Genomic DNA, 22,348 nt, shown 5'->3' on the forward strand with positions numbered 1-22,348 from the left:
ATGGTTGCTGAAAAGTTGATCCATACTATGCGTAAGGCCTGCCGTTTGTGTTGCAATAGCAGGCTCACTTCCGTGGTTGTTCAGGAATACCGTTGTGTCTAAACAAAACCGTGCTGCCCACGTGTCGCCACTGCCTGCGGGCATTGTGGAACTGTCGGTACACAGACCGCCTCACATTTCACATGCCACGCCGGATTTTCTGGCGGAAGAGGTCCCCGTTGCCCTGGTTTACAACGGGATTTCGCATGTGGTGATGATGGCTTCGCCGAAAGATCTGGAACTGTTCGCCATAGGTTTTTCCCTCTCGGAAGGCATCATTGCGCATCCGCAGGAGATCTACGGTATGGATGTGGTTCAGGCCTGTAATGGCCTTGAAGTACAAATCGAACTCTCCAGTCGTCGCTTTATGGGGCTGAAAGAGCGCCGCCGGGCGCTGGCCGGACGCACCGGCTGCGGCGTGTGTGGCGTTGAACAGCTTAACGATATCGGTAAGCCCGTCGCGCCGCTGCCGTTTACCCAGACCTTCAACCTCGGTAACCTCGACAAAGCCCTGGAGCACCTCAATGATGTCCAGCCCATAGGTCAGCTGAGCGGCTGTACACATGCTGCGGCGTGGTTGCTCCCGTCGGGCGAGATCGTCGGAGGTCATGAAGATGTGGGCCGCCATGTGGCGCTGGATAAGCTGCTGGGCCGTCGCGCGCGTGAAGATGCCGTCTGGCAGCAAGGGGCCGCGCTCGTTTCCAGCCGCGCCAGCTATGAAATGGTGCAGAAAGCGGCCATGTGCGGCGTGGAGATCCTGTTTGCGGTGTCGGCTGCGACAACGCTGGCGGTCGAAGTGGCAGAGCGCTGCAACCTGACGCTGGTGGGGTTCTGCAAGCCGGGCAGGGCGACAATTTACACCCATCCGCAGCGATTAATTGTTAATCAGTAATTTTGAATGAGTATAGCAAAACCTTCCGCTTTTAGTTGTTCATGATGAGGGCTAGTATTTGTCTCATCAAGGCACGGTGCCTTATCTAAACAACTTAACGAAAAGGTTTATCTCATGAAAAGCATCAAAACTTTTGTCGCTTTAATCGCTCTGGCTACTTCTTTCGGTTCTTTCGCTGCGCAGACTGTGACTGCGTCCGCCTCTACGCTGGATGGTGCAGAAGCTAAAATCGCCGCACAGGCTCAGGAAGCGGGCGCGTCATCCTACAAAATTACCCAGGCATTCACCGGTAACCGCGTACACATGACCGCTGAACTGAACAAATAAGTCATATAGCCGCTGTCCCTTGCTTTTCGGAGCAGGGACAGGTTTCATTCATCTTCCTTCTGCTTAATTTTCTTTTGACTCCTCCCAAAACAGTCATATCCTCCTGGATAAACCTTATTAACTAAATAAAATAAGTAAGAATCCGCTTTTTAATGTGACTTTTTTTTAAAAAACAACAATCCCATAAGTATATCAAATAAATGGTCTGGCCAGTTGATTCCTTGTATTTATTCAATGAATGTTTTTGGCGGTTGCATTCGGTTATTTTAAGTTTCATATATAAAATATTTATTATTGATCTTGAGATTTAAGGAATTCCTCAGGCTCTAATCCTAAAACGTTTTGGGGTTATTGATCTGAGCTATCTGTAATGCTACTTTCTAAAACAATGTTTAGTAGTACCCCCTTAGGCCAAATATTAATTATTTGGCATATTTTGTATTTCACTTTTATAAGGAAATTAAATGAACGCGATATTTAAAAAAGGAATGCTGGCGTCCGCGCTGGCTGTCGTGGCGTCCTCTGCTCTGGCAGCTTCCAGTGTTGATATTCAGGTGACGGGTAAAATCGTCCCCTCTTCCTGTACGCCTACATTTATTAGCGGTGGTGGTATTGCCGATTATGGCACGATAAGTGCGTCTTCACTGAATTCCACTTCGGCTACACCATTGGCGGATGTTAAAATTATTCCTGTTTCCATTACCTGTGAAGAGGCCACCCGCATTGCAGTAACGTTTAATGATGCCCATGCAGACTCAGGACCAACTCAAGTTTTGCCGACCAGTTTTATTGATACGGAATTTGGGAGAGAGGCGTACCAAACCGCCGGGCTGGGTATGTACAATGGTAAGAAAATTGGTGCCTACTCATTAGGGATTCAGCTTACGAAAGGCGCTGTCACGAACGACGCAGGCGATGAACTGTATCCTACTGCATCGCGCGATAACGGAACAACGTGGGCAACAACAGGCGGACAGCGCTATTTAAAAGTAAACACAGACAAAAGCGAATTATATTCCTTCAGTGACACATTGGGCGGCACGCCTGTCGCACAAACCAAGGTTAACTTTAATGTGGGTGTCGCCGCGATGATTAACCCAACCGATGATTTAAATATCACGGATGAAGCCACCCTGGACGGCTTAACCAACGTTGAGCTGGTTTATCTGTAATCACCCCCACGTATCATGAAATACCTGACACCTCACCCCGGTGGGGTGTCATTACCAATATTAATGGACTAATATTATGCTGCTTTTAAAGAGAACGCTGATCTGTGCCTGCCTGCTGGCCTCATTCAACGGTATGGCTGCCGGGATGGTGCCGGATACCTCGCTGCTTATTGTCAATGAAGACAAGCAGGGGGCCAGCATGGATGTTAAAAACACGGATGCTGAAGCACAGCTGCTGTACACCAAAATTATTGATCTCCCGGACGACCCCAAGCCGGGCCTGTTTGCCACGCAGCCGGTTGTGCGCGTAGATGCGGGTAAAACCCAGCGCGTACGTTTTGTGCTGAAAAGCAGCGCTGAGCCGCTGAAGGTGGAACATTTCAAGCGTGTCATTTTTACCGCTATCCCTCAGCGTGAAAAAAATAAAGTTAAAGTGGTGTTTAGCCAGAACCTTCCCGTCATTATTCACCCGGCTGGCCTGGCGGTAAATATTGAACCCTGGAAGGCACTCACCTGGCAGATAAAAAATGGCAATGTCACGGTTGAGAATAATACGCCTTATGTCGTCCGACTGGAGCAAAAGGTGAAATTAATGGCCTCGGGTACGATCGCGACATTAGCTAAGACTTACATTCTTCCTGGCGAAAAAATGATGGCCAGCGCCCCAGCCAAAATATCAGCATCCGAAAAACAAATCGAAATCTATCCGGCAACGCGTTATGGCTACAAGGCAGGGAATTATATCGCCGACCTTCAGCAATAAAATCACTTAACAAACATGGAGTAGTTATGTTAAACGGTTCCTGTAAAAAGGGAATGCTCGTGTTTTGCCTTAGCGTGCTGGCATTTAATATTCGGGCTGAGATTTCCTCTAATGCGAATGAATCTCTGGAACTGGCGCGAGCCATATTTGACAGCGATGCTTTAAAAAATAACGGGCTTGATCCGGCCATTGCGGATTACTATTCCCTCACTCCCCGTTTTACCCCTGGCTACCATAATGTGACGGTTAATATTAATGGTAAGCAGCGCAATATTATGCCCGTGAAATTTGATGAGGAAGGAACGCCCTGTATTGATAAAGCGTTTCTGGAAAACGCGGGCCTGATTAAACAGACGAAAAGAGGCACCTGCCCGAAGATTTATCACTACTGGTCCGGATCAACGATTCAGACTTCGCCGGATATTGATGAAATATCGGTTGTTGTACCGCCTGAAGCGATCGACCCTGATTATGGCCGACAGTTCGCCGAGGTGCGTGGCGGACGTGCAGCCATGCTGAATTACTCCATGTTTGGCACCCATAATCACTATGATGATGAGAACGCTGACCGTTTCCAGTCGACCTTTGAAATGGGCTTTAATGCCGGAGACTGGATTGTGCGCAGCACGCAGTTCATTAGCGACGGCAGCGATCAGGATTTTGAGGTTGACTCCCTCTACACCTATGCCCAGCGTACCTTTACCGATTATGGCGTGATGGTGCAGGGTGGCCAGATTAACATCGCCAACAGCCGCTTCAGTATTCCGGGAATTTACGGGGTCCAGATGATGCCGGATACCGCACTCACTCCTCAGGTGGGGACGGGCGTCGAAGTCAGCGGTATTGCCCGTAATCCGCAGGCTCGCGTCGATATCCGCCAGGGCGGACAGCTTATTTACTCAACGCTGGTTCCTGCCGGTCCGTTCAACCTGGATGACGTGCCGCTGGCGAACCTCAACACCGACCTGAACGTAACGGTCACCGAGACTGACGGCAGCGAAAACCGATTCACTGTCTCGGCAAGTACGTTCCGCAGCAATCATATAGGCCGTGCCCCGGGCTTTACGCTGGCTATGGGCCGCGTTGAAGACATGGACTCACGCTTTGAAAATCCGTGGGTGGTGTCCGCCAACAACGGCTGGTCTGTCAATAAGCGTGTCAATTTCCTGGCCGGTATGGTGATGGCGGATAACCACTATTATGGCTTCTCCGGCAACCTCGATACCATACCGATGCAGAACCTGTATGCCTCGTTGGGTTTTCTGGCGTCAATAGACAACCAGACGCAAACTGACGGCAACAAAACGACGCTGGATCTGGGTTACTCCCTGCCGTGGGGCATTGGGCTTTCGCTGGGCGGTAGCTATGGCACACCGGACTATCGCGAGATGGCGGAACTTTACGGCGACGATGACGATATGTCGCAAACCAAATACGACACCAGCGTCGGTATCAACTGGTCGAGTACCACGCTGGGCCGCTTTTCCCTCAGCTATTATCGCAACGAGAGCTGGAACAGCGACTATGACAGTCGCCGGTTTATCTCGTCGTGGTCACAGACTTTTAAATACTTCAACGTGAGCGTGAACTGGGAGTCGGATGTCAGCCGGCACGACAGCAGCGACAACGATCAGTTTTACGTAAACGTGTCGATCCCGCTGGGACGCTCAGGCGTGACAACCAGCTCCTGGTATCGCGAGAGCGAAGGTAAGCGTTCTTACGGCACGCGGGCGATGGGCTCGCTCAACGCTGAGAACCAGTACACGGTGGGGGTCACTCAGGACCAGGAAGAGAACACCACCAGCTGGGACAGCTCGCTGAACAGTAATCTGCATTACACCAACCTGGCGCTGGCGGCAGGAGGAGATAACGACAGCAATACCAACTACTCAGCAGCATTAAGCGGCGGGATTGTCGCCCACAGCGACGGGGTGACCTTCTCGCCTTACCGCGTGACCGATACGTACGCCATTGCCAGACTGGATAAACCGGTGGCTGGCATCGAGATAGGTACCCCGCGCGGCGCGGTATGGACCGATAAATGGGGCCAGGCGATTATTCCTGCGCTGTCGCCGTTCCGTGAAAGCACGATTGAGATCAACACGGAAAGCCTGCCAGGCAATCTGGACGTAAGAAATGGCAGAACAGCGATCAAAGCGTCTCACGGCGCTGTGGCGAAGTGGGAGTTTGCGACGTTAAGCCAGCGCCGCGTGCTGCTCAGTATACGCCGTGCGGACGGTACGCCGCTGCCGGAAGGTGTCTCGATTGTGGACGCGGCAGGGGAGTATGTGACGAGTGCGCCAGAAGACGGCGTGATCTTCCTGAACGATATCTCTGCCAGCCAGCAGCTGTATGCGAAGCTGGATGAAGGGCGTTGCAGGCTGACGTACACCCTGCCGGAGGCAGAACCGAATAAATTCTATGAAGAGGTGACAGGGAAATGTCTCTGAATAACGTTCGTCAATACGCGCTGATGCTTATGCTGCTCTGCGGCGCAGCGGGACTTTCGGGAATGGCGCAGGCCGATGACGGCGCCTGTGAAATGATGTCGGCGGTGAAGAAAGTCGATTACGGGCGCTACCGTAAAGAGGATATGCGGCAAACGTCCGCTGAACATATTGGCAAAGTGTACAACGGTTATGCTTCTGTGATGCGTGAAGTTCAGGTTTCGGTGCTGTGTCCGGATGTGCGCAAAATGCGCATCTCCGTAGACGGGATTGCCCGACAGAACCTGGCGTATCGTTTTACGGACAGCGGCGCGATGAAAATCGAATTCAAAGATGGGCGGGTGGACGGGAACCCCGTGCAGCTGGCCGCGGTCGATATTGGCGCGGTAGCCGTTCAGGGAGGCGCTTCTCAGGTGACGCTGAAGCCGGAAAAAGCGCTGGCGGCGGTAAACGGTACAGAAGTGGCGGGCGAGCAGTTTGTCGCCACCATGATGATCACGACCTATCTCTCTGACAAGGCGTTTAGCGTTACTAACACCACGGATTTTGAAGAAACGCTGACGCTTAACGTCGATACGCTTCCTGCGCATTAACCCCTCAGATGCCCGGCAGCGCTGTTCTGTCGGGCATTTTTCTTAGTGGATCCCCGCCAGACGCAGCAGCGCCGTCACCACCGCCGCCGCGACGATCACCACAATTAACGGCATTTTGCGCCAGGCCAGAAACACCGCGAACCCCACCCCCAGTACGCGCGCCATCCCGGCAAAATGGTCCCCTTCATAAAACGTTGTTGCCAGCGCGACGGAGAACAACAAAACGGTTGCCGCGTCTGAAAGCAGCGCCTGCGACCGTTCAGAAAGCGCCAGCCGGCTACCGAGTTTCGCCCCGCCGAGACGCATCAGATAGGTTCCGGCAGAAAGAATGGCGATGCCGAGAATAAAGACCGTCATGTTTTCCATTATTTTTTCCTCGCGGCAAGGCCGAGCAAAGAGAGCAGCACCGGCAGGCCAACCGGCGCAAACGGTACGGCGGCCAGCGACAACACTGCGCCGCTACAGGCGCGGATCAGCGTGGTACGGTTTTTAAATGCCGGCACCACTAACGCCAGCAGGATCGCCGGGAACACCGCGTCCAGCCCGATGGTTTCCGGGTCCGGCAGCAGCTTGCCGACCATCGCGCCCAGCACCGCCCCTAGCGGCCAGATGATTGCCACGCCCAGGCCGCACAGCCAGTAGGCCGCTTTACGCTGCTCGGCGGTTTTTTGCGACAGGCCGAACACCACACTTTCATCATTCATGATATGACAGCCCAGAAAGCTCAGGCCGCGCTTGCCCACCAGTTCACGCACCGTAACGCCGAACGGCACATGGCGCGCGTTAACCAGTAAACCGGCCGCTGCCGCTGCCAGCGGATTGCCGCCGCTCGCCACGATGCCGATAAACATAAACTCGGATGCGCCTGCCAGCACCGTGAGGGAGAGGACAAACGGCACCCACAGCGGGAAACCGTAGGCCATCGCCAGTGAGCCATAAGACATGCCGACCACGCCCACCGCGAGGCAGACCAGGACGATCGCTTTTATCGTGTCGCCTTTCAGGCAAGAGAGGTGATTCTTCATACCATTTTAGCCATATCGAACGTATTTCCATTATAATGAACGCATCAGAAACGTTTTACAAGACGAACGATTCGTTCGTTATAGAGAGAAAGAGGCCGTTATTATGACGCAGCCAATCAGCGTGATCGCCAAAAGCCTGGTGCGAGAACGCTTGCGAACCGGGCTCTCACTGGCGGAAATTGCCCGCCGTGCCGGGATCGCCAAATCCACGCTTTCTCAACTGGAGTCTGGCAACGGCAATCCTAGCCTGGAAACGCTGTGGTCGCTTTGCGTGGCGCTGGATATTCCGTTTGCCCGGTTACTGGAGCCGCAGCAACCCGTCACGCAGGTGATCCGCCGCGGCGAGGGCACAAAAGTCGTCGCCGGGCAGGCGAACTACGAGGCGATTTTGCTCGCGGCGTGTCCGCCTGGCGCGCGTCGTGATATCTATCTGCTGCTGACTCAGCCGGGGGCAGACCGTATTTCCCAGCCCCATCCGCCTGGGTCGGTTGAGCATATTATCGTGACCCAGGGGCGGGCGGTGGTCGGTCTGATCGACGCGGCGGAAGAGCTCGGCCCGGGAGATTACATTTGCTACCCCGCTGACCAGCCGCATATCTTTAAGGCGCTGGAGCCAGATACGCACGCGCTGCTGGTGGCGGAACAAAACTAACAAAGATACGGAAAATCATGTCGCTTAAAGCCATTGCCAAAGAACTGGGGCTGTCTGTTACCACCGTCAGCCGCGCCCTCAACGGGTATGACGACGTTTCTGCTGAGACGCGCGCCCGCGTGGAAGCGGAGGCCCAGCGCCGTGGCTACCGACCAAATACCTTTGCCCGTCGCCTGAAGATGGGCAAAATCGACGCCGTCGGGCTGGTGTTTCCGGTGCATCCTGTTCCGCTCAATAACAGCGTTTTTATGGACATGGTCGGCGAAATTAGCCACGAACTGGCGCGACATGAGATTGACCTGCTGCTCATCGCTGACGACGATCTGGCGGACAAACACAGCTATATGCGCATGGTGCAGAGCCGACGCGTGGATGCGCTGATTGTGGCGCATACGCTGGATCACGATCCGCGTCTTGAGCAGCTACAGGCCGCCGGGTTCCCGTTCCTGGCGCTCGGCCGCAGCCAGCTCCCGCAGCCGTACGAGTGGTTCGATTTCGACAACTATGCCGGCACATATCAGGCCACCCGCTGGCTGATCGAGAAAGGCCATCAGCGCATTGCGCTGCTGGGCGAAAGCAACAACCAGGCATTCATCACCCAGCGCCGCCAGGGCTACCTGGACGCGCTGCGGGAAGCCGGACTTTCCAGCGAATGGCTGCGTGCCATGCCCCCTTCGCGTCGCGTGGGGTATGCCACCACGCAAGAACTTCTCTCCCTGCCGCAGCCGCCCACGGCCATCATTACCGACTGCAACACCCACGGCGACGGCGCAGCGATGGCCCTGGCGCAGATGGGGCGCTTAACCGGTGAAAATGCCGTTTCGCTGGTGGTCTATGACGGCTTACCGCAGGACAGCATTGTCGATATCGACGTCGCGGCGGTGATCCAGTCTACCCGTCAGGGTGTCGGGAAACAGATTGCCGATATGGTGCGCCAGCTGATTAATGGCGACGACATTGACACCCTTCAGGTGCTCTGGCAGCCAGAATTCTCCCCAGGCCAGACGGCCTGATTACACCAAAAATTCCAAACCCGATCACAGATCCGAAACGTTTTGGTTTGTATCCGAAACGTTTCGGATCAACACTCAGGACATCCCGATGACAGGAGATGTCTGATGCAAGATTCCATTTTTCGACTTGAAAGCAATACGGTTGACGTGGTGGTAAAAACCCACCCGTTCGCCGAAATTCTCTACTGGGGGCCACACCTTCAGCACTTTTCGCCGCAGGATGTGCTGAGTATTGCGCGCCCGGTTGCTAATGGCAGGCTGGACGTCGACTCCCCCGTCACGCTGATGGCAGAGCTGGGGCATGGGCTGTTTGGCTCGCCGGGCATCGAGGGGCACCGCCAGGGGCTGGACGGATCGCCGGTATTTAAAACCACGCAGGTGCAGCAGGCGTTAAACGCCCTGACAATCACTGCTGAAGACGAGCATGCAGGCCTGCGTCTGACCAGTGAAATAACGCTGGATGCCAGCGGCGTACTGGTGGTGCGTCATGGGTTAACCAACCTGAAAACGCAGGCGTGGCAGGTGGATCGCTTTGCCGTGACGCTGCCGGTGGCCGAACGCGCGCAGGAGGTGATGGCCTTCCACGGTCGCTGGATCAGGGAGTTTCAGCCGCACCGCGTGATGCTTGAACATGACAGCTTTGTGATTGAAAACCGTCGGGGTAAAACCTCCCATGAACATTTCCCGGCGCTGATTTCAGGTACGCCGTCATTCAGTGAAATGCACGGCAACGTCTGGGGTATACATCTGGGCTGGAGTGGTAACCACCGCCTGCGCGCAGAGGCGAAAACCGATGGCCGCCGCTATATGCAGGCCGAAGCGCTCTACCTGCCGGGTGAAATGGCGATTGAAGAGGGGGAAACGCTCTGGACGCCGCGCCTGTATGCCAGTCACTCCCCGCACGGGCTGAACGGCATGAGCCAGCAGTTCCACCGCTACCTGCGCGACAATGTTATCCGCTTCCCGGAAGATAAACCGCGCCCGGTGCACCTCAACACCTGGGAGGGGATCTACTTCAACCACGATCCGGACTACATCATGCGCATGGCCGACGAGGCCGCTGCGCTGGGCGTGGAGCGCTTTATTATCGACGACGGCTGGTTTAAAGGCCGCAACGACGACCACGCCGCGCTGGGCGACTGGTATCTGGACAAGAAAAAATACCCGAACGGCCTAAAGCCGGTAATCGATCACGTTAAACAGCTCAGCATGGAGTTTGGTATCTGGGTTGAGCCGGAGATGATTAACCCCGATTCCGATCTGTATCGCGCGCACCCTGACTGGGTGCTGGCGCTGCCGGGCTACGCCCAGGCGACCGGGCGACACCAGCTGGTCCTCAATCTCAATATTCCGCAGGCCTTTGAATATCTGGTCGAACGCATGAGCTGGCTGCTGGGCGAACACGCGGTCGACTACGTGAAATGGGATATGAACCGCGAGCTGGTGCAGCCAGGGCACAAGGGCAAAGCCGCCGCCGACGCCCAGACGCGCCAGTTTTACCGCCTGCTGGACGTGCTGGGCGAGCGCTTCCCGCACATTGAGTTTGAATCCTGCTCGTCGGGTGGCGGGCGTATTGATTACGAAGTGCTGACCCGCAGCCACCGCTTCTGGGCGTCCGATAACAACGACGCGCTGGAGCGCAACACTATCCAGCGCGGCATGAGCTACTTCTTCCCGCCGGAGGTGATGGGGGCGCATATCGGTCATCATAAATGTCACGCCACCTTCCGCCAGCACAGCATTCAGTTCCGCGGGCTAACAGCGCTGTTTGGTCACATGGGGCTGGAGCTGGATCCGCTCACCGTCGATGCGCAGGAGCGTGAAGGCTATCGCCATTACGCCGCGCTGCACAAGCGGTGGCGAGAGGTCATTCATCACGGCACCCAGTGGCGCGTGGATATGCCGGACGCCACCACCCTGGCGCAGGGTATAGTGAGCGAAGATAAGACGCAGGGGCTGTTTTTGGTCAGCCAGCTCGCGATGCCGGATTACACCCTGATGATGCCGCTGCGCATGCCGGGGTTAGACGCCAGCGCGCTGTACCGCATCACGCTGCTCGATCACCCGAACATCCAGATTACGGGCGAGGGCGGGCACACCATGCGTAAGCTGCCTTCGTGGATGGAAGCGCCGCAAACGGTGAGCGGCGAGTGGCTGATGCAGGCGGGTATTGCGCTGCCGATTCTGGATCCGGAAACCGCCATTCTGATTGGTGTGGAACGCGTGTAAGGGTGACGGGCCGGGCAACCGGCCCTCCGTTGAGGATAAAAATAATGAACACAACAACCTGTACCCACAAAGACAACCCTAATTTCTGGATCTTCGGGCTGTTCTTCTTTCTCTACTTCTTCATCATGGCCACCTGCTTTCCGTTCCTGCCGATCTGGCTGTCGGACATCATCGGCCTGAACAAAACCCATACCGGGATTGTTTTCTCCTGCATCTCGCTGTCGGCCATTGCCTTCCAGCCGGTGCTGGGGGTCATTTCGGACAAGCTGGGGCTGAAAAAACACCTGCTTTGGATCATCTCGGTGCTGCTGTTCCTGTTCGCGCCGTTCTTCCTGTACGTCTTCGCCCCGCTGCTGAAAACCAATATCTGGCTGGGGGCGCTGAGCGGTGGGTTGTATATCGGCTTTGTCTTCTCAGCGGGGTCGGGGGCGATTGAGGCCTATATTGAGCGCGTAAGCCGCAACAGCTTTTTTGAGTACGGCAAGGCGCGTATGTTCGGCTGTCTCGGCTGGGGGCTGTGCGCCTCAACGGGCGGCATCCTGTTCGGCATCGATCCGTCGTACGTCTTCTGGATGGGGTCGGCCGCGGCGCTGTTGCTGATGCTGCTGCTGGTGGTCGCGAAACCGAAGCCTAACCAGACGGCGCAGGTGATGAACGCCCTGGGCGCGAATCAGCCGCAGATCACCGCTAAAACCGTTTTTACCCTGTTCCGCCAGCGCAGAATGTGGATGTTCATCCTGTACGTGATTGGCGTGGCCTGCGTGTATGACGTCTTCGACCAGCAGTTTGCCACCTTCTTCAAAACCTTCTTCGCCACGCCGCAGGAGGGGACCCGTGCCTTTGGTTTCGCCACCACGGCGGGGGAAATCTGTAACGCGATCATTATGTTCTGCTCGCCGTGGATTATTAACCGCATCGGCGCGAAAAACACGCTGCTGATTGCCGGGGTGATCATGGCGACGCGCATTATCGGCTCGTCGTTTGCCACCACTGCCGTGGAGGTGATTGCCCTGAAGATGCTGCACGCGCTGGAAGTCCCGTTCCTGCTGGTGGGGGCATTCAAGTACATCACCGGGGTGTTTGATACGCGCCTGTCGGCCACCATCTACCTGATTGGCTTCCAGTTTGCCAAACAGTCGGCGGCGATCTTCCTCTCCGCCTTTGCCGGAAATATGTATGACCGGGTCGGCTTCCAGGAGACGTATCTGATACTGGGCTGCTTCGTGCTGGCGATCACGGTGGTGTCGGCGTTTACGCTGAGTGGCAGGCGGGAGATTGCTGCCGCCTCGGGGGCAGCAGCGTTAACACATCAGTCCAGGTAAAACACCTCTTTCAGCGCCGAACTCACCGGGCTGTTATCCGGGTTCGACGGCATAACGTCACCCATATATTTCCACCAGCGCTGGCAGACATCGGTGTTTGCCACCGCGTTCCAGCGCTCTTCCGATTCAATCTCCACCATCGCAAACAGCAGGTTGCGAGCTTTGTCGAGATAGATGGCGTAGTGGTGCGCGCCGTGGGCTTTCAGTACCGCCTCCAGCTCAGGCCAGATTGGGTTGTGGCGACGTGCGTACTCCTCGTGCGCGTCCGGGTTTACCTGCATCACAAACGCTTTGCGGATCATAAAGCCTCCAGGTACAGCTCGCGGACCTCATCGCGGCTGGCGGTGCGCGGGTTGCACGGCGCGCACGGGTCGGCGAGGGCTTTATCCAGCCAGCCTTCAATATCGGCTTTGGTGACGCCGAGCTGGCTAAATCCGGACGGAATGCCGACGCGAGCGCTCAGGTCGCGAATCGCCTGAATGGCCGACATGCTGGCCGCTTCATCGCTCATGCCGCGCGTGTCAACGCCCATCGCCTGCGCCACGCGGGCAAATCGGGCAACCGCGTTCGGGCGGTTAAAGTTTTCGATGATCGGCAGCAGAATGGCGTTGCACACGCCGTGCGGCAGGTTGTGCGTCGCGCCCGGCTGGTGCGCCAGGGCGTGCACCAGCCCCAGACCGGCACTGTTAAACGCCATGCCCGCCAGATACTGACCAAAGGCCATCTGCTCGCGCGCTTCCAGGTTATGACCATCGTCAACCGCTTTCGGCAGCCACAGGTTGATCAGGCGAATCGCTTCCAGCGCGTTAGCATCGGTCAGCGGGTGCGCGCCGACGGACACGTAGGCTTCAATCGCATGAGTCAACGCATCCATGCCGGTTGCGGCGGTCACGGAGGCGGGAATATCGAGCATCACGCTGGCATCGTCCACGGCGATGTCCGGGATGATGTTCGGATCGATTATCACCTCCTTCACCTGGCGCGCGGAGTCGATGATCACCGCGTTGCTGGTCATCTCTGCTGCCGTGCCTGCGGTGGTGTTGATCGCCACAAGCGGTACGCCCGCGTTTTTCACCTTGCCGACGCCGGAGTAATCGGTTGACGGACCTGGGTTGGCGGTGAGGATTTTGATCGCCTTGGCGGTATCAATCGGGCTGCCGCCGCCAAAGGCAATCAGGTAATCACACTCCGCATCCTGATATGCCGCATAGCCTTTTTGCACCAGCGCTTCCGTCGGATTCGGGAATACCTCATCGAACAGGTGATACGACATCTGATGGGCGTCGAGCGCGGAAAACAAACTGTCGAGCAGGCCAAGTTTCACCAGCTGGCCGTCGGTGACAATCAGCGCTTTTCCCCACTGTTTGTTTGCCACCAGATTGACCATATCGCCGATCGCGCCCGCGCCGTGCAGGCTGATTTTGGGGAGTGCCAACATAAAGCTCATGATAATTCTCCTTAATTACTGTGATTTTTATGCCCGGCGGCGCTGCGCTTGCGCGGGCCTACGGTTAAGTAGGCCGGGTAAACGCAGTGCCACCCGGCTATGAGATCCGTCTTCGCTGCATCATCCGGCGGGTAATAATCGGCAGCGAAATCACCACGATCAGCATCGCGCCGATAATCACCGACATCACGATGCCGGGCACGTTGAGCAGGCTCAGGCCGAAGGTCACCAGCCCCATCAGGAAGGCGGCGATAATCACGCCCACCATGCTGCCGGACCCACCGAGAATATTGACGCCGCCGAGCACCGCCATCGTCACCACCGCCAGCTCCCAGCCCATCGCGATGGTCGGGCGGGTACTGCCCAGACGCGAGGTGAGCAGCACCGACGCCAGGCCGGACATCAGTCCTACCAGCGCAAACAGGATCAGGTTGTGGCGCTTCACGTTGATGCCGGAGTACCACGCGCCGGTCGGGTTGTTGCCGATGGCGTAGGTGCGGCGGCCAAAATTGGTGCGGTGCAGCACAAAGGCAAACAGAGCGGCCAGCACGATAAACAGCGCGAACTCAAACGACAGCGCGCCCCAGACGTAGCCCTGGCCGAACCAGGCGAAGCTCTCCGGGTAGCTGTTCAGCGCCTGGTCCCCGAGCAGGATGTAGGTGATCCCGCGGTACAGGCTCATGGTGCCGATGGTGATGACGATGGACGACAGGTTAAAGCGCGACACCAGAATACCGTTGAACAGCCCGCACAGTAGCCCGACGCCTAATCCCACGCACACCAGCAGTGGCGTATCGACGCCCGCCGCCGCGCAAAAGCCCATCACCGTGGAGCTGAGCGCGATGGTGGAGGCCACAGACAGGTCAATTTCCCGGGCGATAATCAGCATCGCCATCGGCAACACAATGATCGCTTTTTCCGTGAAGTTGAACGTCGCGTCAGAGAGGTTCCAGATATTGAGGAAGTAGGGCGAGGCGAGCGCGTTCACCACAAACACCGCCAGCGTCACCGCCAGCAGGAAGCCCTCCCAGCACAGCAGGCGCTGGAAGATGCCCGGCGCAGAAGTGGGTTTGAACTCTTCAGATGTCATCATTTTGCTCATGGTTTCACCGCCAGTTTCTGACGTGCCAGCGCCGCGTCGCGCAGGATCAGCCTGCCTTTGCGCTTGTTGCCGCGCTCGTTCAGCAGCACAGCGATGACAATGACCGAGCCGGAAATCGCCATCTGCCAGAACGGGGAGACGCCGATCACCGGCAGGGCGTTGTTGATGACGCCAAGGAACAGCGCCCCGAACAGACAGCCGAGCACGCGGCCGGTGCCGCCCATGGTGCTGATCCCGCCAATCACACAGGCTGCCACCACCTGCAATTCAAAACCGTTAGCGACGTCAACATACGCAACGGCAAAGCGTGATATCCACAGGTAGCCGCAGAACCCGGCCAGCAGACCGGAAAGGCAGAAGCTGATGAACTGCATTTTCCCGGCGTTGATCCCGGTGTAGTACGCTGCCGTGGCGTTCCCGCCTGCGGTGTAGAGCGCCCGTCCGGTGCGACTGTAGCGCAGGAAGTAGCCCACCAGCAGCAGTACGGCGATGGCGCACCAGCTCAGCACCGGCAGGCCCAGTACTGACGCACGCGGCAGGCCGAGGAAGTCTGCACCCATCTGGTTGGAGTTCACCCAGCCGCCGCCGGAGAGCAAAAAGATCATTCCGCGGTAGATGCTCATGGTGCCGAGCGTCACCACAATCGCCGGAATGCCCAGTTTCCAAACCAGCAGGCCGTTTATTGCGCCCATCAGCAGCCCAAGCGCGCTGGCAAGGATCAGCAGCGCCCAGACGGGCACGTCCGGGTAATGGAAATTAATCAGGGCGACAATCATCCCGGTCAGGGCCAGATTAGCCGCCATCGACAGGTCGATGCCTTTAGTGAGCAGCACCATCATCTGCCCGAGCGCGAGGACGATCAGAATGGCGGTGTCGTTAAACATCTCCACCAGGTTGCCCGGTGCGATAAACGATGGCACGCGGCTGCCAATGGCGACGACCATCAGGACAATCACCGCGCCAAGCAGCGCCTCGCGGTGTTTTAAGAGTGAGCTAAGCATTTATGCCGCCTCCTGTTTTGCACCGCTGGCGGCGCTGACGATGGTTTCCGCCGTCGCGTCTCCCGCCTGGTATTCGGCCACCATCAGCCCCTCGTGCATGACGATAATGCGATCCGCCATGCCCATCACTTCCGGCAGTTCGGACGAGACCATAATCACCGCCAGCCCCTGACTGACCAGCTCGGACATAAACTGATGCACGGCTGCCTTTGAGCCGATATCGATGCCTTTTGTTGGCTCATCGAGGATGATCACGTCAGGGTGCGTCGCCAGCCATTTGCCGATCACCACCTTTTGCTGGTTGCCGCCAGAGAGGGTCTCCACCGCCTGCTTCCAGCTGAAGGCTTTCACTTGCAGGCGCCTGGCGTATTCGTCTGCCAGCTTCCATTCGCGGTCGTCGTGCAGTACGCCGTTCGGATTGAGCCTGCTGAGCTGAGGCAGGCTGATGTTCTGGGCAATCGGCAGGGCGATAATCGCCCCCTGTTTCTGCCTTTCTTCCGGCACGCAGACGATACCGGCCTTGATCGCATCCGCAGGCTGGCGGAAGCGCCGGGGCTGGCCATTGAGGATAATTTCCCCGGACGATGGCCGCGTGACGCCGGAAAGCGCCTGCATCAGCTCGGTACGCCCGGCACCCACCAGCCCGTAAAAGCCGAGGATCTCCCCTTTACGCAGGGAGAACGAGATATGCGCAAACTCGGTCGGATGGCAGAGGTTTTTCACCTCCAGCACCGTCTCGCCTTTTTCGCAGTCGATTTTCGGGAAGGTTTGGGTAATGGCGCGCCCGACCATCATCGACACCATCCGCTCCTCGGTGATCTCATTTATTGCCCCTGCACCGACGAACACGCCGTCGCGCAAAATGGTGTAGTGATCGGCCAGCTCAAAAATCTCGTCGAACTTGTGGGAGATAAACAGGATGGCTTTTCCCTCCTGCTTTAAGCGCTCCACAATCTGGTAAAACTCGAGGATTTCATGCTGTGACAGCGCCGCCGTGGGTTCATCGAGGATCACCACCTGCGCCTCAAACGACAGCGCGCGGGCAATCGCCACCATGTGACGCTGGGCGATGCTCAGGGTTTTCAGCGTTGCGCGCGGGTCGATTTGCACCTCAAGGCGGGCGAGAATAGCCTGCGCCCGGCGGTGCATTTCCGGCCAGTCGAGCTTTTTCAGGAAGCCTTTGTGAAGGTACTGACCGACAAAGATATTTTCGGTAACCGAGAGTTCATCGAACAGGACGGTTTCCTGGTGAATGGCGGTGATGCCCATTTTATGCGCCGACTCCGGCGTCGGAAGGTGAACGGGGATCGCCTTGTAGAGAATTTCGCCCTCGTCGGGCTGGTATATGCCGGTCATCACTTTGACCAGCGTCGACTTGCCCGCGCCGTTTTCGCCGATAAGCGCCGTCACTTTGCCGGGCCACAGCGCAAGCTGCACGTTCTCAAGAGCACGCACGCCGGGGAACACCTTGGTGATGCCAGAAAGCTGTAGCAATGGGGTCATGATAGTTCTCCTGGACAGGGGAATTTGTAGGGCGGGTAAGCGGCAGCGCCACCCGCCTTTTGCCGGATGGCGCTACGCTTATCCGGCCTACAAATCGCATCAAAAGATTTTTGAGAACTTATCAATATTGCTGGCATCGTAAACGAACGGCTCGGCCATCGCGCCGTTGCCGTCGGCATCCAGCTTCACTTTGCCCAGCTTGCCCATGCTGGCCTCACCTTTCGTGGCGGTGCCTTTTACCAGGTCATCCGCCAGGTAGGTTGCGGCATAGCCCAGGTCAATCGGGTTCCAGATGGCAAAGCTCTTGCTTGCGCCGGACTTCACCGCGCCCGCCATCTCAGACGGCAGGCCTAAACCGGTGACGTACACTTTGCCAATCTTGCCCTGGTCCTTCACCGCCTGCGCGGCAGCCACAATGCCCACGGAAGAAGGCGAAACAATCACTTTCAGCTCCGGGTAGGTTTTCAGCAGGCCGACAGCTTCGCGGTAGCTCTTGTCAGAGAGATCGTCCCCGTAGGCCACGGTCACCAGATTGACGGACGGGTACTTCGGCAGCACCTTTTTCATCTCCGCAATCCAGGTGTTCTGGTTGGTGGAGGTTGGCGTGGCGCTCAGCACCGCCACATCGCCTTTCTCCACGTTCAGCGCTTTCAGGGCATCGGCGGCGAGCTTGACGTTAGTTTCGCCAATCAGGGCGTTATTGGACGGGTTGAGGTGGATCTGACGCCCGGCTTTCGCCACGCCGGAATCCCACGACACAACCTTGATGCCGCGCTGCATCGCTTTTTTCAGCACCGGCACGACGGCGTCCGGATCGTTCGCGGAAATCGCGATCGCATCAACGCCCTGGGCGATCAGCCCGTTCAGCACCTCGATCTGCGCTTCCGCCGTGGTGGTGGTCGGGCCGGTATAAATCACTTTTACATCGCCTAACTCTTTGGCCGCCTCCTGCGCGCCGACGTTCGCTGCCTCGAAGAATCCATTCCCTAAGGACTTCGCCACCAGGGCGATTTTCACTTCTGCTAAAGCGGAACCGGACAACGCCAGAGCGGCAACGGTGAGGATCAAGCTTGCTTTTATTTTCATTGCTTTTACTCCACTGACTTGAGTTAGTTGTAGGGATTGCAGGTGGTTTTCGCCCCGTCTCAATGAGCGGGGCGCGATGTTGTTATTGGTACAAATCTAACGCCGACTGCATGGGGGTGACGCCAAAGCGTTTACCCAGGGCGATCAGTTCTTCCCGGGTGATGGTCTGCTTCATGCCGCCCATGGAATAGACCTTCACCAGCACTTCCGCGGATTTCTCGGCGGTGTCGATCAGGCCGAAGGTTTCATCCAGCGTCGGGCCGCTGCCGAAGACGCCGTGGAACGGCCACAGCACCAGTGAATGTTTCTGCATGTCCGTCGCGGTTGCCTGGCCGATTTCGTCGGTGCCCGGCACCATCCACGGCAGAATGCCGACGCCGTCCGGGAACACCACCAGACACTCGGTGCTGCCTTCCCACAATTTGCGGGTGAAGAAATCAGAATTGTTTTCCAGCACGTAGGTCAGGGCGATCAGGTTGGTGGCGTGGCAGTGCATGATCACGCGGTCCTTGCCATTGGTCGCCTTGATGCGCTCGCAGTGGGAGAGGAAGTGCGCCGGCAGTTCTGAGGTGGGCACCGCCTCATCCGTCAGCCCCCACAGAATGTGGTAGCCCGCGCCGTCGCTATCCACTTTCACTACGCCGAGGTTGGCCTGCGGGTCGAGCTGGACGTTGCGGAAGAACTTCCCGGAACCGGTGACGATAAACGGCGTGTTGGCGAGCAGCGGCATCGGCTGGCTCAGGGCGATATAGCGCGGCTTCTGGTGGAAATCGGCGGCAAATGGCTCGATATCCGCATCGTCCAGGCGTAGCGTCAGGTTGCCGCCGTTGCGCTCGTCCCAGCCCTTCAGCCAGGCGTCGGAGGTGGCTTTGATCATGCCCTGGACGAACCAGGAGGTGGTGATGGTCTGCATACTGTGTTTCCTTTGAAAATGCCGGGTGGCGCGTTGCTTACCCGGCCTACTTTTACCTGTAGGCCCGGCAAGCAACGCGCCGCCGGGCAATGTTTTTTACTGACGAGCGGCAAGAACGTCTTTCTCATATGCCCGCACGTTGTCCAGCCACTGGCTGCCCGCAGGCGCATCGTGACGCTGGCAGTACATCTCCCACACCGCCTGCCACGGCAGGGATTTCTGCTCTTCCAGCAGCGCCAGGCGCGCGGTGTAGTCGCCGTTTTCTTCCAGCTGTTTCAGGGCGGCGACAGGCTCCAGCAGCGCGCGCAGCAGGGCTTTCTTCATGTTGCGGGTGCCGATAACCCACGCCGCGATGCGGTTGATGGAGGCGTCGAAGAAGTCGAGGCCAATGTGTACGCGGTCAAAGAGGTCGTGGCGGATGATTTCGCTGGCAATCGCCTGGGTTTCGTCATCCAGCAGCACCACGTGGTCGCTGTCCCAGCGCACCGGACGGCTGACGTGCAGCAGCAGGCGTGGCACGTAGAGCATGGCGGCGGAGATCTTGTCGGAGATCACCTCGGTTGGGTGGAAGTGGCCGGCATCCAGGCACAGCGCGGTCTGGCGGCTGGTGGCATAACCCATGTAGAACTCGTTTGAGCCCACGGTGTAGCTCTCGGCGCCAATGCCGAACAGCTTGCTCTCCACGGCGTCGATGTGGTGCGCCGGGTCCAGCTTCTCGCTGATGGCCTCATCCAGCGCGGCCAGCAGGCGCTGGCGCGGGGCCAGACGGTCGACGGTGATGTCCTTCATACCGTCCGGGATCCAGATGTTCATCACCGACGGTGTGCCAAGCTGCTCGCCGAAATACGCAGAAACGCGGCGGCTGGCTTTGACATGGTCGATCCAGAACTGGCGGATTTCGTCGTTGGCGTGCGCAAGGGTAAAGCCGTCCGCGCTCAGCGGGTGCGAGAAGCAGGAGGGGTTAAAGTCCAGGCCCAGCTTGTTGGCTTTCGCCCACGCCACCCAGTTCGTAAAGTGCTCCGGTTTGATTTCATTACGCGCCACCGGCTCGTCGGATTCGAGATAAATGGCGTGCAGATTCAGGCGCTTTGGCCCGGGGATCAGGCTCAGCGCCAGCTCCAGATCCGCACGCAGTTCGGTGGCGTTGCGCGCTTTGCCCGGATAGTTACCCGTGGCCTGAATACCCCCCGTCAGGGAACCGCCCGGGTTCTCGAAGCCAGCAACGTCATCACCCTGCCAGCAGTGCATGGAGACGGGCAGACGGTCGAGCTGGCGCAGCGCCTCTTCGACATCCACGCCGACGGCGGCGAAACGCTGTTTAGCCAGGTCCCAGGCTTGTTCAAGTTGAGTGGTCATGCGCAAAGCTCCTTAGTCAGTCGTTTTTGCTGAAACTGCGCCCGGTAGCGGGCAATTTCATGGCAGGGATGGGGGGTGAAGGTGGTCAGGCTGTTATTTGCCGTCACCACCGAACGGAAATCGTCGACGTTTGAAAGTTCGTCCAGGGTCATCAGCTGAATGCCGATATTGCCGAGCGTGGAGGCTTCAATCGGACCTGCCACCACGGTAATGCCGCAGGCATCCGCGCAGAGCTGGTTCAGCAGCTGGTTCTGGCAGCCGCCGCCCACGATATGCAGCTGCGTGAACGGTTTGCCGCGAAGGTCAGCCAGCTCGCTCAGGATGTCGGCATAGAGCAGGGCGAGACTGTCAAAAATGCAGCGCGCCAGCTCGGCGGGGCGGGAAGGTACCGGCTGCCCCGCTTCAAAACAGGCGGCCTGGATTTCAGCGCTCATGTGCGCCGGGTTGATAAAGCGGTCGTCGTTCGGGTTAATCAGGAAGGTGCAGGCCTTCAGCGTTTCGGTTTCCGCGATAAGCGCGGGCAGGTCGGTGATGTTCTGCTCTTTCAGCACCCGCTGGAGCAGCCACAGGCCCATGATGTTCTTCAGCACCCGGTAGCGCCCTTCGGCGCCACCTTCGTTAGTGATGTTCGCCGCCAGTGCGGCATCGCTGGTGTAGGGTGTTTTGCTCTCAAAGCCCATCAGCGACCAGGTGCCGGAAGAGAGGTACGCCGCGTCTTTGCCGGCGAGCGGCGAGGCAATGACCGCGCTCGCGGTGTCGTGACTGGCGACGGCGACAACAGGGATTTCATTCCCCTGCGGGCAAAGCCAGTGGCCGATCACATTGCCCGGATGGGTTGGCGCGCCGAACCAGGACGGCGAGGCGCCCGTCCAGGCCAGCAGATGTTCATCCCAGTTATCGGTGTTGATGTTAACCAGCTGCGTGGTGGTGGCGTTGGTGTATTCCCAGTTCATGTTGCCGGTCAGACGGTAGCTTAAGTAGTCGGGGATCAGCAGCGCATGCGCCACCTTTTCGACCAGCTCTGGCTGTTGCTCAATCAGCGCGCGCAGCTGATACAGCGTGTTAAACGGCAGAAACTGAATGCCGCTGCGACCATAGATGTTCTCCTTGCCAAGCTGGGCGATGGCGTGCGCCATTAGCCCATCGGTGCGGCTGTCGCGGTAGGAGACGGGCAGGCCGACGCGTTCGCCGTGACTGTCCAGCAGTACGTAATCCACACCCCAGGTATCAATGCCGATACTGTCGATGCGAATACCGTCTTCGCAGACGTTGTGAAGTCCGGTGCGGATCTCTGCTTCCAGGGCGTCGATATCCCAGGTAACAAAACCGTCCTGTTTTTGCAGACAATTGGCGAAACGGTGCATTTCGCGAAGCGTAAGGGTGTGCAGGTCGCAGTCCCAGGTGGCGAGCATTACACGGCCGCTGGATGCGCCTAAATCGACAGCCACACAATGGCGAAAAGTCAT

The 22,348-nt window shown here is 57.6% G+C and carries 21 protein-coding genes; 10 read left to right on the top strand and 11 right to left on the bottom strand.

The genetic code is table 11. The annotated features are described in order from the left end of the window. The first annotated feature begins 94 nt into the window (after nt 1–94). From fdhD to ACOTYH_RS19460, 6 genes are all read left to right on the top strand, one after another. Nucleotides 95–931 (top strand): formate dehydrogenase accessory sulfurtransferase FdhD, encoded by an 837-nt coding sequence (gene fdhD / locus ACOTYH_RS19435; RefSeq protein ID WP_023295636.1) that lies wholly within the window; start codon nt 95–97, stop codon nt 929–931. A gap of 114 nt (nt 932–1,045) precedes the next feature. Further along, nucleotides 1,046–1,258, top strand: a complete 213-nt coding sequence (locus ACOTYH_RS19440; RefSeq protein WP_032651998.1) for a DUF1471 domain-containing protein — start codon at nt 1,046–1,048, stop codon at nt 1,256–1,258. A 464-nt stretch (nt 1,259–1,722) separates the two neighbouring features. Continuing rightward, complete coding sequence (locus ACOTYH_RS19445; RefSeq protein ID WP_058688864.1) at nt 1,723–2,430, top strand: DUF1120 domain-containing protein; 708 nt, start codon at nt 1,723–1,725, stop codon at nt 2,428–2,430. Nucleotides 2,431–2,506: 76 nt separating this feature from the next. Further along, entirely contained in the window at nt 2,507–3,193 is a 687-nt protein-coding gene (locus ACOTYH_RS19450) for a fimbria/pilus chaperone family protein (protein ID WP_032668945.1), read from the top strand. A 26-nt stretch (nt 3,194–3,219) separates the two neighbouring features. Then, nucleotides 3,220–5,643, top strand: coding sequence for a fimbrial biogenesis usher protein (locus tag ACOTYH_RS19455; RefSeq protein ID WP_023295634.1), 2,424 nt, complete (start codon nt 3,220–3,222; stop codon nt 5,641–5,643). Then, nucleotides 5,634–6,233 carry a hypothetical protein gene (locus ACOTYH_RS19460; RefSeq protein WP_032649890.1) on the top strand — a complete coding sequence of 200 codons (600 nt, stop codon included), beginning with the start codon at nt 5,634–5,636 and terminating at the stop codon, nt 6,231–6,233. The genes ACOTYH_RS19455 and ACOTYH_RS19460 overlap by 10 nt, the downstream gene beginning before the upstream one ends. A gap of 42 nt (nt 6,234–6,275) precedes the next feature. Here ACOTYH_RS19460 and ACOTYH_RS19465 read toward each other — a convergent pair whose 3' ends face one another. Both ACOTYH_RS19465 and ACOTYH_RS19470 read right to left on the bottom strand, forming a co-directional pair. After that, nucleotides 6,276–6,599 (bottom strand): AzlD domain-containing protein, encoded by a 324-nt coding sequence (locus tag ACOTYH_RS19465; RefSeq protein WP_015569921.1) that lies wholly within the window; start codon nt 6,597–6,599, stop codon nt 6,276–6,278. Next, on the bottom strand, nt 6,599–7,258 hold the full coding sequence (locus tag ACOTYH_RS19470) for an AzlC family ABC transporter permease (RefSeq protein WP_015569922.1): 660 nt from the start codon (nt 7,256–7,258) through the stop codon (nt 6,599–6,601). The genes ACOTYH_RS19465 and ACOTYH_RS19470 overlap by 1 nt, the downstream gene beginning before the upstream one ends. 103 nt (nt 7,259–7,361) lie before the next feature. Here ACOTYH_RS19470 and ACOTYH_RS19475 point away from each other — a divergent pair, with 103 nt between their 5' ends. From ACOTYH_RS19475 to ACOTYH_RS19490, 4 genes are all read left to right on the top strand, one after another. Continuing rightward, nucleotides 7,362–7,910: a helix-turn-helix domain-containing protein gene (locus ACOTYH_RS19475; protein WP_032649886.1), complete on the top strand. Its 549-nt coding sequence runs from the start codon at nt 7,362–7,364 to the stop codon at nt 7,908–7,910. A gap of 17 nt (nt 7,911–7,927) precedes the next feature. Beyond that, nucleotides 7,928–8,923: a LacI family DNA-binding transcriptional regulator gene (locus ACOTYH_RS19480; protein WP_421637869.1), complete on the top strand. Its 996-nt coding sequence runs from the start codon at nt 7,928–7,930 to the stop codon at nt 8,921–8,923. Nucleotides 8,924–9,028: 105 nt separating this feature from the next. Further along, complete coding sequence (locus ACOTYH_RS19485; RefSeq protein WP_047055762.1) at nt 9,029–11,152, top strand: alpha-galactosidase; 2,124 nt, start codon at nt 9,029–9,031, stop codon at nt 11,150–11,152. Nucleotides 11,153–11,196: 44 nt separating this feature from the next. Continuing rightward, entirely contained in the window at nt 11,197–12,474 is a 1,278-nt protein-coding gene (locus tag ACOTYH_RS19490; RefSeq protein WP_015569924.1) for an MFS transporter, read from the top strand. Here ACOTYH_RS19490 and rhaM read toward each other — a convergent pair. The 9 genes from rhaM to rhaB form a co-directional block, all read right to left on the bottom strand. Then, nucleotides 12,462–12,776, bottom strand: coding sequence for an L-rhamnose mutarotase (gene rhaM / locus ACOTYH_RS19495; protein ID WP_047055759.1), 315 nt, complete (start codon nt 12,774–12,776; stop codon nt 12,462–12,464). The genes ACOTYH_RS19490 and rhaM overlap by 13 nt on opposite strands. Continuing rightward, on the bottom strand, nt 12,773–13,921 hold the full coding sequence (gene fucO, locus ACOTYH_RS19500; RefSeq protein ID WP_022649823.1) for a lactaldehyde reductase: 1,149 nt from the start codon (nt 13,919–13,921) through the stop codon (nt 12,773–12,775). The genes rhaM and fucO overlap by 4 nt, the downstream gene beginning before the upstream one ends. 97 nt (nt 13,922–14,018) lie before the next feature. Beyond that, complete coding sequence (locus ACOTYH_RS19505; protein WP_058688869.1) at nt 14,019–15,023, bottom strand: ABC transporter permease; 1,005 nt, start codon at nt 15,021–15,023, stop codon at nt 14,019–14,021. Then, nucleotides 15,020–16,024, bottom strand: coding sequence for an ABC transporter permease (locus ACOTYH_RS19510; protein WP_045327161.1), 1,005 nt, complete (start codon nt 16,022–16,024; stop codon nt 15,020–15,022). The genes ACOTYH_RS19505 and ACOTYH_RS19510 overlap by 4 nt, the downstream gene beginning before the upstream one ends. Further along, nucleotides 16,025–17,527 carry a sugar ABC transporter ATP-binding protein gene (locus tag ACOTYH_RS19515; protein ID WP_015569928.1) on the bottom strand — a complete coding sequence of 501 codons (1,503 nt, stop codon included), beginning with the start codon at nt 17,525–17,527 and terminating at the stop codon, nt 16,025–16,027. 99 nt (nt 17,528–17,626) lie between these two features. Further along, on the bottom strand, nt 17,627–18,613 hold the full coding sequence (gene rhaS, locus ACOTYH_RS19520) for a rhamnose ABC transporter substrate-binding protein (protein ID WP_032649875.1): 987 nt from the start codon (nt 18,611–18,613) through the stop codon (nt 17,627–17,629). A gap of 82 nt (nt 18,614–18,695) precedes the next feature. Continuing rightward, complete coding sequence (gene rhaD, locus ACOTYH_RS19525; protein ID WP_015569930.1) at nt 18,696–19,526, bottom strand: rhamnulose-1-phosphate aldolase; 831 nt, start codon at nt 19,524–19,526, stop codon at nt 18,696–18,698. 96 nt (nt 19,527–19,622) lie between these two features. Next, entirely contained in the window at nt 19,623–20,882 is a 1,260-nt protein-coding gene (gene rhaA, locus ACOTYH_RS19530; RefSeq protein WP_045142625.1) for an L-rhamnose isomerase, read from the bottom strand. Continuing rightward, a complete protein-coding gene (gene rhaB / locus ACOTYH_RS19535; protein WP_058688871.1) occupies nt 20,879–22,348 on the bottom strand; it encodes a rhamnulokinase in 1,470 nt (489 codons plus the stop codon). The genes rhaA and rhaB overlap by 4 nt, the downstream gene beginning before the upstream one ends.

This window comes from Enterobacter cloacae complex sp. SHL001 (assembly GCF_049236825.1).
GTDB classification, from domain to species: Bacteria; Pseudomonadota; Gammaproteobacteria; order Enterobacterales; family Enterobacteriaceae; genus Enterobacter; species Enterobacter hormaechei_C.